General features: G+C 67.6%; 15 protein-coding genes and 1 pseudogene. 13 read left to right on the forward strand and 3 right to left on the reverse strand.

Annotated features, from left to right (window positions below; all coding sequences use genetic code 11):
• Positions 1–164: 164 nt before the first annotated feature.
• The 7 genes from O8I58_RS14585 (at position 165) to O8I58_RS14615 (ending at position 3,784) form a co-directional block, all read left to right on the forward strand.
• Positions 165–680, forward strand: a complete 516-nt coding sequence (locus O8I58_RS14585; protein WP_298317527.1) for a CcdC protein domain-containing protein — start codon at positions 165–167, stop codon at positions 678–680.
• A gap of 35 nt (positions 681–715) precedes the next feature.
• Positions 716–904, forward strand: a complete 189-nt coding sequence (locus tag O8I58_RS14590; protein WP_298317530.1) for a CPXCG motif-containing cysteine-rich protein — start codon at positions 716–718, stop codon at positions 902–904.
• A gap of 80 nt (positions 905–984) precedes the next feature.
• Entirely contained in the window at positions 985–1,386 is a 402-nt protein-coding gene (locus O8I58_RS14595) for a hypothetical protein (RefSeq protein ID WP_298317532.1), read from the forward strand.
• A 212-nt stretch (positions 1,387–1,598) separates the two neighbouring features.
• On the forward strand, positions 1,599–1,958 hold the full coding sequence (locus tag O8I58_RS14600; RefSeq protein ID WP_298317535.1) for an EF-hand domain-containing protein: 360 nt from the start codon (positions 1,599–1,601) through the stop codon (positions 1,956–1,958).
• A gap of 207 nt (positions 1,959–2,165) precedes the next feature.
• On the forward strand, positions 2,166–2,429 hold the full coding sequence (locus tag O8I58_RS14605; protein WP_298317536.1) for a hypothetical protein: 264 nt from the start codon (positions 2,166–2,168) through the stop codon (positions 2,427–2,429).
• Between the two features lie 141 nt (positions 2,430–2,570).
• Positions 2,571–3,296: an HAD family hydrolase gene (locus O8I58_RS14610; RefSeq protein WP_298317539.1), complete on the forward strand. Its 726-nt coding sequence runs from the start codon at positions 2,571–2,573 to the stop codon at positions 3,294–3,296.
• Positions 3,293–3,784 (forward strand): hypothetical protein, encoded by a 492-nt coding sequence (locus O8I58_RS14615; protein ID WP_298317541.1) that lies wholly within the window; start codon positions 3,293–3,295, stop codon positions 3,782–3,784. Before O8I58_RS14610 ends, O8I58_RS14615 begins: the two co-directional genes overlap by 4 nt.
• Positions 3,785–3,813: 29 nt before the next feature.
• On the opposite strand, the gene O8I58_RS14620 is transcribed toward O8I58_RS14615, so the two are convergent.
• Positions 3,814–6,030 (reverse strand): AAA family ATPase, encoded by a 2,217-nt coding sequence (locus O8I58_RS14620; RefSeq protein WP_298317544.1) that lies wholly within the window; start codon positions 6,028–6,030, stop codon positions 3,814–3,816.
• A gap of 189 nt (positions 6,031–6,219) precedes the next feature.
• On the opposite strand from O8I58_RS14620, the gene dusA reads away from it, so the two are divergent.
• From dusA to O8I58_RS14640, 4 genes are all read left to right on the forward strand, one after another.
• Positions 6,220–7,194, forward strand: coding sequence for a tRNA dihydrouridine(20/20a) synthase DusA (gene dusA, locus O8I58_RS14625; RefSeq protein ID WP_298317547.1), 975 nt, complete (start codon positions 6,220–6,222; stop codon positions 7,192–7,194).
• A 17-nt stretch (positions 7,195–7,211) separates the two neighbouring features.
• On the forward strand, positions 7,212–8,123 hold the full coding sequence (locus O8I58_RS14630; RefSeq protein ID WP_298317549.1) for an arginine deiminase-related protein: 912 nt from the start codon (positions 7,212–7,214) through the stop codon (positions 8,121–8,123).
• A 607-nt stretch (positions 8,124–8,730) separates the two neighbouring features.
• Positions 8,731–9,414, forward strand: coding sequence for a response regulator transcription factor (locus O8I58_RS14635; RefSeq protein WP_298317552.1), 684 nt, complete (start codon positions 8,731–8,733; stop codon positions 9,412–9,414).
• Positions 9,414–10,865, forward strand: coding sequence for an ATP-binding protein (locus tag O8I58_RS14640; protein ID WP_298317554.1), 1,452 nt, complete (start codon positions 9,414–9,416; stop codon positions 10,863–10,865). The genes O8I58_RS14635 and O8I58_RS14640 overlap by 1 nt, the downstream gene beginning before the upstream one ends.
• A gap of 30 nt (positions 10,866–10,895) precedes the next feature.
• Here the strand turns inward: O8I58_RS14640 and O8I58_RS14645 are convergent.
• Together O8I58_RS14645 and O8I58_RS14650 are read right to left on the reverse strand one after the other, a co-directional pair.
• Positions 10,896–11,588 (reverse strand): annotated as a pseudogene (locus tag O8I58_RS14645) (M90 family metallopeptidase).
• A gap of 59 nt (positions 11,589–11,647) precedes the next feature.
• On the reverse strand, positions 11,648–11,929 hold the full coding sequence (locus O8I58_RS14650; protein ID WP_298317575.1) for a hypothetical protein: 282 nt from the start codon (positions 11,927–11,929) through the stop codon (positions 11,648–11,650).
• 77 nt (positions 11,930–12,006) lie between these two features.
• On the opposite strand from O8I58_RS14650, the gene birA reads away from it, so the two are divergent.
• Both birA and O8I58_RS14660 read left to right on the forward strand, forming a co-directional pair.
• Complete coding sequence (gene birA / locus O8I58_RS14655) at positions 12,007–13,017, forward strand: bifunctional biotin--[acetyl-CoA-carboxylase] ligase/biotin operon repressor BirA (RefSeq protein WP_298317579.1); 1,011 nt, start codon at positions 12,007–12,009, stop codon at positions 13,015–13,017.
• A 2-nt stretch (positions 13,018–13,019) separates the two neighbouring features.
• Positions 13,020–13,778 (forward strand): type III pantothenate kinase, encoded by a 759-nt coding sequence (locus O8I58_RS14660; RefSeq protein ID WP_298317582.1) that lies wholly within the window; start codon positions 13,020–13,022, stop codon positions 13,776–13,778.
• Positions 13,779–13,782 lie beyond the last annotated feature (4 nt).

Below are 13,782 nucleotides of genomic sequence, written 5' to 3' on the forward strand. Positions count from 1 at the left end.
CGCGGCGAAGTTGTTCAGGCCATGTCAGTTCTGACGGCTTCGTCAACAAACACCGGCAGCGGGCTGGCCGGGGATGTCAGGGCGAAGAGGTGACACTTGGCATCTTGTACGCGGCGTCCCTGGGTTTCACTCTGCACGGGTCGCCCGCCCATCAGGACCGTGCCATGCCTGCCCATGCTGTTGCACCTTTGACGCCGTACCTCTCGATGGTGGCGTTTGCCTTCATCTACTATCGCCGCATCCGCCGCAGTTTCGGCCGGCAGCAGTGGAAATCCACCCGCGCCATCGTGCGCTTGTCGATCCTGGGCCTGGTCACCGCGATGCTGGTGCTGGCGGCATGCTTCCTGCCGCATGTCGCCCTGGGGATCGCGTTGGGTGCACTGCTCGGTGCGGGCCTTGGCCTGCTCTCGCTCCGCCACACGCACACCGAATGGGCCGATGGCAGCGGCTGGTACACGCCCAATCCGTGGATCGGTGGCGCGCTGAGCGTGGTGCTTCTGGGCCGGCTGATCTGGCGTTGGTCGCAGGGCGCCTTTTCGACGGGAGGGACGTCTGGCCAGAACGCCAGCCCGCTGACGATGGGGATTGCCGCGGCGCTGGTGGTGTATTCGCTGGTCCACGTTGGTGGCTTGTGGCTGCGCATGCGCGCGCTGCGTCCGGCGCTGCCCGGTCGCGCCTGACCGTTTCCTCACAGCGGGTCCGCCAGGCTGCGCCGATGCTCGCATTCCAGACCATCCATTGCCCGTACTGCGGCGAGCCGCTGGACATCGCCGTGGACGTGTCGGCGGGCGACCAGCAATACATCGAGGACTGCCAGGTCTGCTGTCGCCCGATCAGCATGACGCTGATCGTGGAGGAAGACGGCGATGCCCAGCTCATCGCCCGCGCGGAAAACGACGCCTGAAGCCGCAGCGCCGGGCGGCGTTGTTACAGTAGCGACCTGCGCCGTCTTCGCGCGCGCACTCCCACGAGTCGTCGCTCCCCATGAATCTTCCATTGCATTTCGGCCTGCTCGGCGCGCTTGAAGCCGGTGCGATCGCCCTGTTGGTCGGCCTGCTGGTGTACACGGCGTGGCATTGGATCGCGGCACGTGCCGACCTCCATCACGCCCACGCCATCGGCTGGAGTTGCGTGATGGCCGTGGCCATCGGTGCGGGCATCGACTTCTGGCACATGTTCTACCTGGGCATGGTCAAGCTGGAGTCGCCGGTCTACGCGCGCATCGCGCTGCAGAAAATCCACGATCCCGACGGCTTGGGCGCGCGCGTGATCCTGGAAGCCATCGGTGCGGTGGTCGGCGTGGTGCTGGCGCGGCTCGCATTCAGCCCGCGTTCGCATGAAGACGACGCTGCCAAGCCAGGCACCGCAGTCGATACCGAGCACTGAATCCTGCAACGCATCACAGGGCAACGCGTGGCTTACCTTGGCACCACGTGCCGTTAACGGCACGCCTAGCGCGTCGCTGCGCGCATGGGGTTAACAAGCCGTTGGGTGCTGTTTTCCAGGGTCTTTTCCATTCAGGCGGAACCGGCCAGGGTGGGGCCGTGCGCTGCATTGCGCATCATCCCGAATGGAAAGCACAGGAGTTCCCAAGACAGATGAAGACCATGAATCGCAAGCCGCTGTTGGCCATGATCGCATTGGGCGCCGCGTTCGCCGCGCCAGCCTTTGCCCAGCAGGCGCAGCAGGCCGATGCCGCAACCGCTGCACCCGCGACGGGCGCGCAGACCCCGTCGTCCGCAGCGGCTTCCGGCGGCCAGGGACAGCAGGGTTGGAACGACCTGGACACCGACAAGGACGGCGCCATCAGCAAGGCCGAATCGGCGGCCAATCCCGGCCTGTCGCAGATCTTCAGCCAGGCCGACGGCGATGGCGACGGCAAGCTGACCCAGGAGGAATACAAGGCCTTCGTGGTCAAGAACTATGGTGGCGGCGCAGGCCAATCGCAGGGCCAGTAACGGCTTGCGCGGAGTTGATGCGGTGGACTGGATGGCACTGCCCGGAGGTGGGCTTACTTGACCGCGACCCCAGGACATCGTTTCATGCGGACAGGGCATGCCGGCTGTGGTGCCTTGTATTGCCACCACCCCGCGTATCAAGCAGTTCACCCCATGTCCGGGCTTCCTGCCTGATTGCAGGGCCCACCACGCAACAAGGAGCATTCGATGAAGATCCGCAACACGTTGTTGGCCCCGGCCGCCCTGGCCGTCGTCCTGACCGGCTCGCTGCTGCTGTCGGCCTGTGGTCCCAAGGCAGAAGAAGCCGCGCCGCCGGCCGAATCGGCTCCGGCCGAAGCTGCACCGCCGGCCGAGGCCACCCCGCCGGCAGATGCGGCTCCGGCCGAGTCGACCCCGCCGTCGATCGAAGCACCGGCTGAGTCCACGCCTCCGGCTGATTCGACCCCGCCGGCCGAACCGGCCAAGTCGTAATCGATCGGTCGGTCTGACGCTGCCGCATCGCGGTGGCGCCAGGGCAGAAACGGGCGGCTTTCGGGTCGCCCGTTTTTTTTTGGATGGGCCGGTCTTCCCGTGCCCGGTATGCTGGTCGGCCCGAAAGAAGCAGGACCGGCCATGACGCAGATCGACTGGGTAGGTTTCGACGGCGACGACACGCTGTGGAAGAGCGAGGACTACTACCGTGCCGCCGAAGCCGCCTTCGAGCAGATCGTCGGTCACTACATCGACCTGTCCGACCGGCGCACGGCCGAGCACCTGCTGGCGGTGGAGCGGCGCAACCTGCGCATCTTCGGCTATGGCGCCAAGGGCATGATGCTGTCGATGATCGAGTCGGCCATCGAACTGACCGAGGAGCGCATCAGCGCCCGCCACGTGCAGGACATCATCGCCATCGGCCGGGCCACGCTGGACCATCCGGTTGAATTGATCGAAGGCATCCGCGCGGCCGTGGAGGCCATCGCCGCCCATCACAACATCGTGCTGATCACCAAGGGCGACCTGTTCCACCAGGAGGCCAAGATCGTGCAGTCGGGGTTGTCCGACCTGTTCCACCGCATCGAAGTGGTGTCGGAGAAGGACACGCCCACCTACCAGCGCGTGTTGCGCGAGCTGGACGTGGCGCCGTCGCGTTTCGCGATGATCGGCAACTCGCTGCGTTCGGATATCGCGCCGGTGGTTGGCCTGGGCGGCTGGGGCATCCACATGCCGTACCACGTGACCTGGGCGCACGAGACAGAACACGACCTGGCCGAGAACGCGCCGCGCCTGCTGCAGGTCGAGGCGGCATCGGAACTGCCTGCGGCATTGGCGCGGATTGAAGCGGCGGTGGTGGACCCATGATCCGCGCGCTGCGCGCATCGGTGGGCCTGCTGCTGTTGGCCACGGTGTCGTGCTGGCAACCGGCGCAGGCACAGGCTGGTGCGACGGCACCGCTGGTGGGCGCGCTGTCCACGCAGCAGCCTTATGACGTCGAGACCGGCGATGCCTGGATCGATGCGCGCCTGAAGGATATCAACGACTACGCACCGCGTTACCCGGATGCGTTCGCTGATGAGGTTTCGCGCTATCTGGATGTACCGCGCGCCTACGTGGTGGCGCTGGGCCAGCAGCCGGGCTGGGCACCGGGCGATGTGTACTTCGCCTGCGCCCTGGGCAAGGTGCTGGCCCAGCCATGCCGCGTGGTGGTGCGCGCACGCGCACACGATGCCGAAAATGGCTGGAAAGGCATCGCCAGCCGCGTCGCGGGTGAGGGCAAGCCTGTTCCCACCCGTGCCTTGCGCGACCTCCTGCGCAGCAGTTACGGGCACTGGGAACGGCCGCTCGACTGAAGCCGCCATGCCGGTTGCCGAGCGCGCCATCACGATGCGGTGCGGAAGTCTTCCAGTTCCAGTCGTACCGAAGCGGCGTCACCGGCCTGCACTGCGCGGATCACCGCGCGCTGTTCGGCCTGTTCGACCCAGCTGCGCAGGTCGCGACCACTGACACCATCGCTGTGTTGGGCCAGCACGCGCGCGGTATCGTCCAGCGCAAAGCCCAGCGGCTTGCCCTGCAGCAGCACCTGCAGCAGGCGTGCGCGGCCATCGGCGTCGGGCAGCGGGATCTCCATGCGCCGCGGGAAGCGTGACAGCACCGCTGCATCGACCTTGTCGGCACGGTTGGTCGCGGCCAGCACGAACACGTGCTGCGCGTGGGCGGCGAAGCCATCCAGTTCCTGCAGCAGCTGGCCGACGATTTCGGCGGTGAAGCTGTCACCGTCACCGCCGCGTGCGCCGGCGACGATGTCCAGTTCGTCCAGGAACAGCAGCGACGGCGCCGACTCGCGCGCGCGTTCGAACAGCTCGCGGACCTTCTGACCGCTCTGGCCGACGAAGCCCTGCTTCAGTTCCGCCGTGGACGCGGCGATGAAGCGCAGCCCCGTCTCGTTGGCCAGCGTGCGCGCGATCTGGGTCTTGCCGGTGCCGGGAGGTCCGTACAGCAGCAGTCCGCGCGGCACGCTGATGCCTCGCGCGGCGAAGGTCTCGGCCTCCTTCAACAGGCCCGCGGTGGTCTGCAGTGCCTGCAACGTGTCGGCGGGCAACACCAGTGCCGGCCAGCGCGCGCTGGCATCGGTGGCGGTCGAGCCCTGCGCGCGGGTGCGGCTGGTGAAGGTATCCAGCACGGCATCGGTCAGCGGCCCGGTGTGTTCGCGATGCAGGCGCCGGGCCAGGCTGGACAATTCGCGCCCGGACATGCCCTGGGTGAACTGCGCGGTTGCAGGTGGCAGCGCACCGGCGGCACCGAGCGATTGCAGTTCGCCCTGCAGGATCTGCAGGCGTGCCGGTGCATCGGGCAGGCCCAATTCCACCTGCTCATCGAAGCGCGACAGTACCGCGGCATCGAGCAGGTCGCGCCGGTTGGTCGCGCCGATCACCCACACGCTGGCACGCTGTGAAAAGCCATCCCAGCGTGCCAGGAACGCGTTGACGATGTCCTCGACGAAACCATCGGTGTTGACCGCGTCGCGGCGGGCGAACACGCCATCGCATTCGTCGACGAAGATCACCGCGCGGGGCTCGGCCAGGGCGCGGTCCCATAGTTCGCGCACGCGTTCGGAACTCTGGCCGATGTGGCCGGCTTTCAGATCCGGCAGCGACAGCGGAAAGAACGCACAGCCCAAGCTGTCGGCCAGTGCGCGCGCCACCCGGGTCTTGCCGGTGCCGGGTGGGCCATACAGCAGCAGGCCGCGCGTGGCTGATGCGCTGCCGCTGGCGAAATGCGTGGCCAGTGACTGCACCCGCAGGCGCGTGGTCTGCGGCACGTGCAGCCCGGCCCAGGCCGTGTCCGGATCAACCGCGGCGCGGTCCTGACGGGTCGAGCGCAGTACGCGGCTGCGTTCCAGCGCCGCCGCATTGGCGGCATAGCGGTCGCAGGCCTCGTCGAAAGCGTGGGCCAGCGCGCGGGTGGCGTCACGCAGCGGCGGCAGCACGTTGTCCTGGTGCAGTTCCCGATCCCACACGCTGACCGGCAGGCGGCCTTCGGTACGCAGCGGGATGATCGCCACACCGCGCTCGCCGCGCGCGCTGACAGAGACCACCAGATCGCCTGCTTCAACGCCCAGCGCGCGGCGCCAGTAGACCTTGCCAAAGCCGCTGGCGGGGTCCGGCAAGGGTGACACCAGATAGGCGTCCGGATGCAGGCCGCTGCCATCGGTGCTTTCCAGCCGCATCAGCCGGAAGCGGTAACTTGCCAATGACAGGCGCGGCCGCAGCCAGGTTTCCAGCCACCACGCGGCCAGCAGTGGCAACAGCATCGGCGCATAGGCCAGCCAGGGTTGCTTCAGGCCGACATGCCAGATCCAGGCCAGGCTCGATGCGGCGACCAGCAGCGTCCACCATGACACCTGCCAGGCCGAGGCCGGCTGCCCGCGTTCGGCTGCCGAGCGCATCGGTTGCAGGAGTGCGCGCAGCTGCCGGGTGGCGAACTGACGTCGCAACACCCGGTCGATCCCGCGCGAGAACTTCAGCAGTTCGGCCTCGGTGGCCTTGAGGTCCGCCGCCATCTGGGTAGGGCGGGATGCTTTTGACGTGCGATCCATGCGATGTCCTGCGCCGACGGCAGACCGGCGCCCAGCAGCCGGTATAGGACCTGATGCCGGCCTGCGCAAGCAGGCCGGTCACATGCGGGGATGCCAGCCGCAAGAGACGCTCCGGCGCGCTGGCATAATGGCGGCCTCCCCGATCCCCGCTGCGGCCGTCCCCACGACGCGCCACGCCCGTGCCTGCCGATGAACCCCTTGATTCAAGTCGCACCGATGATGGACTGGACCGACCGGCACTGCCGGGCGTTCCATCGCGTGCTGGCGCCCAATGCGCTGCTCTATACCGAAATGGTCCACGCCAATGCGGTGTTGCAGGGCGATCGCGAGCGCCTGCTGGGTTTCGATGCAATGGAACATCCGGTTGCGCTGCAGCTGGGTGGTAGCGAGCCGGATCGGCTTGCTGCGGCGTCGCGCGTGGGCGAGGACTACGGCTATGACGAGGTCAACCTCAACGTCGGCTGCCCATCGGACCGGGTGCAGGCCGGGCGCTTTGGCGCCTGCCTGATGAAAGAGCCGTCGCTGGTGGCCGAATGCATCGCCGCGATGCGCGATGCGGTGAAGATTCCGGTCACGGTGAAGTGCCGCCTGGGGGTGGACGAACTGGAGGATTACGGCCATTTCGCCGGCTTCATCGACACGATTGCCGCGACCGGTTGCGACACCTTCGTAGTGCATGCGCGCAAGGCCTGGCTCGATGGCCTGTCGCCGAAGGAAAACCGCGAGATCCCGCCGCTGCGTTACGAATGGGCTTACCAGCTCAAGCGCGAGCGTCCGCAGCTCAATATTTCGCTCAACGGCGGCGTCACCACGCTGGAGGCGATCCAGACACACCTGGGCCAGGTCGATGCGGTGATGCTGGGCCGCAGCGCCTACCACGACCCGTATTTCCTGCATTGTGCCGACGCGCAGCTGGCCGGCACCGCAGTGCGCTCACGCGAGGAACTGCTGCGCGCGCTGCAGCCTTATGTCGAAGCGGCGCTGGCGCGCGGCGCGGCGCTCAAGCACATCACCCGTCACGTGCTGGGCCTGTTCGCGGGGCAGCCCGGTGGCCGCCAGTTCCGCCAGATCCTCAGTGAAGGCGCACATCGTCCGGGTGCGGACTGGTCACTGGTCGAACAGGCGTTGGCTGCGACCAACGCCGCGCAGGCCAACGCAGCCTGACCTGCAGGAAGCCTGCCTTGATCACCCGCGATCCCGATGCCTTCCTGGCCCTGGTCCGCACCCTGGCGCCCGATGCGGGCCCGGCGACGGCGCGCGGGGTGTTCCTGGTTTCGCCCGACGGCTTTGCCCGTGCCGACGAATCGGCACGCGACAATGTCTACATGGCGCAGGCCGGCTTCGATGCTGCAGCAGCACTCGCCGAACACCGGCAGTTGCACCAGGCGTTGTCGGCGCAGCTGCCGGTGGTCGCGTTCGCCGGTGATGCCGCCACGCCCGACGCGCTGTTTCCCAACAACGTGTTCGCCACCGCGCCGGGGCGGGTGATCGTCGGCCGGATGCGTCATCCGGTACGCCAGCGCGAAGCGCAACGCGCCGATATCCGCGGTTTCTTCACCGACGTGCTGGGCTATGCCGAAACCGACCTGGCCACCCAGCCACACGTCTGCGAGCTGACCGGCGCGCTGGTGATCGACCGGGCGCGCGGGATCGGCTTCTGCGGCCTGTCCGAGCGCTGCGATGCGCAAGGCGCGGCGCTGATGCACGCCGCCTTCGGCCTGCGCGCCACGCTGGTCTTCGATCTGGCGCCCGGCGAATACCACACCAATGTGGTGTTGGCGCTGCTGGCTGGCCGCGCAGCGCTGGTCAGTCCGGACGGACTGGCGACGCCACGGGCGATGCTCGATGTGCTGGCTGCGCTGTATGGCCCGCACGTGGTGGTCCTGTCGGCGGCCGAAAAACTGGCCTTTGCCGGGAACGCGATCAGCCTGACGGCAGACTCGGTCTGGATGAGCCAGGGCGCTGCCGCCGGGCTTTCGCCTGCCAGTCGTCGAGGGCTGGCCCAGGCTGGGCTGGGGCTGCGCAGCGTGCCGATGTCCGCCATCGAAGCCGCAGGTGGCTCACTAAGATGTTGTGTGGGCGAGATTTTCTGAGGATTCATCGGCCTGAATCGGGCCATCGGCCCGTTCAGAAAGTTCAGAGCGGATTCACTGCATCGCGCCAAGACTGGCCGTCCCTTCTCGTCGGATGTCGGTCGCGGTTCATCCCTGCATGGAAAGTTCCGTTACGATTCCGTTATGACTCAGTCGCGCTTTCTCTACCACCGCCTGACCCTTGCGATCGCCTGCTGCGTCGCGGGTGCGGCGTGGGCGCAGGCGTCGGGAGGTCCACCGTCGTCCGGGGGTGGACAGGCCGCGCGAGGGGGATTCGCTGATGACGGTGCCGGGTCGCGCAACATGGCGGCCGATGCGGTCCGTCGTGCGCAGGCCGAGAGTGGCGGGCGGGTGTTGGGCGCCGAGCGCGTTCAGTTTGATGGTCGCGACATCATGCGGGTCAAAGTGATGGATGAGAGCGGGCGTGTCCGTTATATGGACGACGATCCGGCCAGCCAGAGCCGTCAGCGCCGCGACGCTGGAACTGAACGGAATGACATGAGTTCGCAGCGTCCACGCGGGCCTAACCCCTCAAGACCGTAATCTGAATGGAACGGCGCCTGGTTCATCCGCCGCATTCCATCAAGTCAAATTTTTAGGAGAACCCATGCGCATTCTGCTGGTCGAAGACGAAGCCCCCCTGCGTGAGACCCTTGCCGCGCGCCTGAAGCGCGAAGGCTTTGCCGTCGACGCCGCCCAGGATGGCGAGGAAGGCCTGTACATGGGCCGCGAAGTCCCGTTCGACGTGGGCATCATTGACCTGGGCCTGCCCAAGATGTCGGGCATGGAGCTGATCAAGGCCCTGCGCGACGAAGGCAAGAAATTTCCCGTGCTGATCCTGACCGCGCGTTCGAGCTGGCAGGACAAGGTCGAAGGCCTCAAGCAGGGTGCCGACGATTACCTGGTCAAGCCGTTCCACGTCGAAGAGCTGCTGGCCCGCGTCAACGCGCTGCTGCGCCGCGCCGCCGGCTGGTCCAAGCCGACCCTGGAGTGCGGTCCGGTCGCGCTGGACCTGGCGGCCCAGACCGTCAGCGTCAACGGCGGCAACGTCGACCTGACCAGTTACGAGTACAAGGTGCTGGAATACCTGATGATGCATGCCGGCGAGCTGGTCTCGAAGGCCGACCTGACCGAGCACATCTACCAGCAGGATTTCGACCGTGACTCCAACGTGCTGGAGGTCTTCATCGGCCGCCTGCGCAAGAAGCTCGACCCCGATGGCGCGCTCAAGCCCATCGAAACCGTGCGCGGCCGCGGCTACCGCTTCGCCATTCCGCGCAACGAGGGCTGATGCCCGAAGTCCCGTCCCCCGCGCAGGCGACGGCAGGCGGCGGGCGCGAACCGATCGTCAAATGGCGCCCGCGCTCGTTGCGCGCGCGCCAGGTGCTGGTCGCGAGCATCGGCTTGCTGGCGTTCCTGGCGCTGGCCGGCTATGCGTTGGACCGTGCCTTCGTCACCACCGCCGAGGACAACCTCGAGCGGCGTCTGGAAGGCTATGCGTACTCGTATGCGAACAAGGTCGACTTCGCCCGCGATGGGCAGCTGCTGCCCCCGTCCGACAGCCAGATTGATCCGCGCTTCGCCCAGCCCGGCAGCGGGCTGTATGCGGAAATCGTGCTGCCCAACGGGCGCTGGGGCTCTGACTCCACGCTAGGTCCGTACCTGCCATCCAGCCGGATGCTCAAGCCGGGCCAGAAGGATTTCGAAGGCCCGCTGGAGATGACCCAGCTCGATGGCAGCAAGGGCAGCGTCTATCGCTTCGGGCTTGGCACCATCTGGGGTGCGCGTGGTCCGCAGAGCGAGTTTTCCTATTCGATTTACGTGCTCGAAGATACCGAGGTCCTGAACTCCCAGCTGCAGACCTTCCGGCACGCGCTGTGGGTCTACCTGGGCAGTGCTGGCGTGGTGCTGTTGCTGTTGCAGGGGTTGATCCTCAACTGGAGCCTGAAGCCGCTGCAGCGCGTGATCGCCGAATTGAAACGCGTGCAGCGCGGCCAGGCCCAGGGCATGACCGAGCACCATCCACGTGAACTGGAACCGCTGACGGAAAGCATCAATGCCTTCATCGAGTCCGAGCGCGAGAACCTGGATCGCCAGCGCAATACGCTGGCCGACCTGGCGCACAGCCTGAAGACGCCGCTGGCCGTGCTGCGCGCGCAGCTGGATGACGGCGTGCATGCGATGGCCTTGCGCGACGAGCTGGACGTGCAGCTCAAGCGCATGAACGACCTGGTGTCCTACCAGCTGGCGCGCGCGGCTTCGACCGGGCATGCACTGTTCTCCGCGCCAGTGGCGATCGAGCCCTACGCCGATGTGATCGTGCGTGGGCTGGAGAAGGTGTACGCGAACAAGGGCGTGATCTGCGAATTCGAGATCGATGAGGAAGCGCGGTTCCACGGTGAGCCGGGCGACCTGCAGGAACTGATGGGCAACCTGCTGGAAAACGCCTTCAAGTGGGCAGGCTCGCGCGTGCTGCTGACCGTCGCGCCGATCACCAGCGTCGGCAATCGCCGTGCCGGCCTGTTGCTGGCGGTGGACGACGACGGCCCTGGGATCGCCGAGGAAGACGTGGCCAAGGTGCTGCAGCGTGGCGTACGCGGCGACGAGCGCGTGCAGGGCCACGGGATCGGCCTGGCAATCGTCCAGGACCTGGTGCGCGGCTACCGCGGCGAACTGGTCGTCAGCCGTTCGCAGGAACTGGGCGGTGAGCGTTTCGAAGTGCAGTTGCCGCCAGGCCTGTAGCCCGGCGCCCAACCGTGAGCGGTGCGCGCGTCAGAACAGTCGCGGCGGCGCACCGTAGAGTCTGATCAGATGTTCAGCCACTTCCGGCATGGCCTCGCGTAGTACCTGCGGGGCGGAGAAGTGGTACTCGCTGACCACCGCGAAGAATTCCTCGGGTGACTCGGCGGCATAGTCATCGATGCGCGTGCGCCGGCCGGCATCCACGCGTGCGCACAACGCGTCGTAATGCCGCTGGAAATCCAGCGTCCATGCGCGTTGCCAGGCGCTGGGCAGTGGCGGGCTGCCATCGGCCAGGCCGTTGAGTGCATCGAGCTTGTGCGCCATCTCGTGCACCGCCACGCAGAAACCAGATGCTGGATCGTCCAGGTCGGCCTGCACGTCGGCCCAGGACAGGATCAGTGGCCCGCTGTCCCAGGCTTCACCGGCCAGTTCGTCTTCCCATTCGTGCAGCACGCCAGCGGCATCGACATGACTGCGGTGCACGCGGAAGGCCTCGGGATAGACGATCAGCTGCGACCAGCCGCGCAGGCCGCCAGCGCCGAACTCCAGCAGCGGCAGACAGCACAGTGCGGCCAGTTGGACGCGGGCGACGTCGTCCAGCACCAGTTCGCCAAGCGGCGTGATCGTCTTCTAGTGGAGGAAGCGTGCGGCGAGGTCGCGCAGGGTCAGGCGCTGCGCCTGGGTCAAACCCCGCACCCACGGCAAGGCCTCGCTGGCTTGCAGCCAGGTCGCATCGTCGATCGGGGAAGGCTAGCCGCGCAGCCAGCGCAGCAACGGCTGGATCAGCGGAACATTCCGGGCAGGAAGCTGTTCCATTTCGGCACGCGCATGCGGATCACCGCGTCTTCGTCTCCGCCGCCGCCCTGGCTGGTTGCCGGGGTCGAGGGGCGGACATAGCCGCTGGAAGCAGCCGGCTTTTCCGGCGCGGTGGTGGCGCTGGCGCCAGCGGTGCGATTCGTCGCGTCGGCAGTGCCAGGCGCGGACACGTCGCCGCGCCCGTTCTGCGCGAGCACGGGCGAAACGGCACAGGTCAACAACACAACAGCAAGGCAGGCGCGAAGCATCGGAAGACTCCGGGGCGGGCACACAGCAGCGGACCCGCATCATAGCGTGGTTCGGGCTACGCGGCGGGTATCGCATAATGGCCCGGATGAATGCCTCTCCTGTTCAGCTTTCAGCGCCTGCGCAGCGCGAACGCCAGCTATTGCTGCGCCTGGCCCAGGGCCCGGTGTCTGGCGATCTGCTGGCCCAGGAAACCGGCCTGACCCGCACCGCCATCTGGAAGCGGGTGCAGGCCCTGCGCGAAGCCGGCGTGGCGATTGCCGGCAGCGCCGGCCATGGCTATGCGCTGGAGCAGCCCTTGGACCTGTTGGAGGCCGACGCGCTGTTGGGCGGGTTGCCAGCGTTGGCGCAGGCCGAAATCGCCTCGCTGGAGGTGGCCTGGACCGTGGACTCCACCAATTCCGAACTGCTGCGGCGCGACACGCCGGCCGCCGGCTGTGCGGTGCTGCTGGCCGAGCGCCAGACCGGCGGCCGCGGCCGTCGTGGCCGTTCCTGGACCTCGCCGCTGGCTGCGCATATCTACCTGTCACTGGCGCGCCGTTTCAGCGGCGGGCTGGTGCGATTGGGGGGCTTGAGTCTGGTGGCCGGGGTCGCCGTCGCTGAAGGCCTGCGCGAGCTGGGTCTGTCCCAGCTCGGGCTGAAGTGGCCCAACGACCTGGTGATCGATGGCCGCAAGCTCGGTGGCCTGCTGGTCGAGGGCGGCGGCGAAGCGGGTGGTCCGGTGCGCGCGGTGATCGGCGTGGGCCTCAACGTGCGCATGCCGGCCGCGCAAGCCGAGTTGATCGACCAGCCCTGGCTGGACCTGGCCCAGGCGTTGCCGGAGCCGGTGTCGCGCAACGCCGTGGCGCAGGCGGTGTTGGGACGACTGCTGCCGGCGCTGGCGTTGTTCGATGCCGAAGGCCTGGCACCGTTCCGGCCCCGCTATGCCGCGCTGGATGCGCTGCATGGTCAGCGTGTGGTGGTGCGGCTGGACAGCGGCGACGTCTTCGGAACGGCCGAAGGCATCGCCGACGACGGCGCCTTGCGCCTGCGCACGCCGCAGGGCCTGCGCGATTTCCATGCCGGTGAAGTCAGCGTGCGGGCGGTTTGAGCATGGCCGACGGGCTGCCCGAGCGCTGGCTGTTCGACCTGGGCAACACCCGGCTGAAGTGCGCGCGCGTGCAGCCCGACGGCAGGCCCGGCCAGGTGCTGGCCATTGGCCATGGGCAGGGCGACCTGATCCAGGGACTGGCCGGACAGCTTCCGCCTGACGGCCTGTCTGCCTGCCTGGCCAGCGTCGCCTCGCCGGCGCTGACTGCGGCGGTGCTGGAGGTCCTGCAGGCACGTTTCCGGATCGTCTCGCTGGCGCGTACCCAGGCATCGCTGGCCGGCCTTCAGGTGGCGTACGCAACGCCGGGGAAACTTGGCGTGGACCGGTTCCTGGCGATGCTGGGCGCACGCACCCGTGGCCCGGGGCCGTGGCTGGTGGCCGGGGTCGGTACGGCGCTGACCATCGACGTAGTCGCGGCGGATGGGCGTCATCTGGGCGGACGCATCGCACCCTCGCCACAGCTGATGCGGCAATCCCTGCATCGAGCCGCCGTGCAGCTGCCGGCCGAAGGTGGGGTGTTCGACGAATTCGCGCGAGAGACGCCCGACGCCCTGGCATCGGGTTGCGATGGGGCCGCCGTGGCATTGATCGAGCGCAGCCTGGCACAGGCGGCGACGCTGCTCGGCGTGGTGCCGACCCTGCTGTTGCATGGTGGCGGCATCGAATCCCTGCTGCCGTTGCTGCCCCAGGCGCGACGCGTGGATGGACTGGTGTTGGAAGGCCTGGCCGTGTGGTCAGCCGCTCCGGTCACCGCCGACTAGAATC

It is taken from the genome of Pseudoxanthomonas sp. (assembly GCF_027498035.1).
Lineage (GTDB): Bacteria > Pseudomonadota > Gammaproteobacteria > Xanthomonadales > Xanthomonadaceae > Pseudoxanthomonas_A.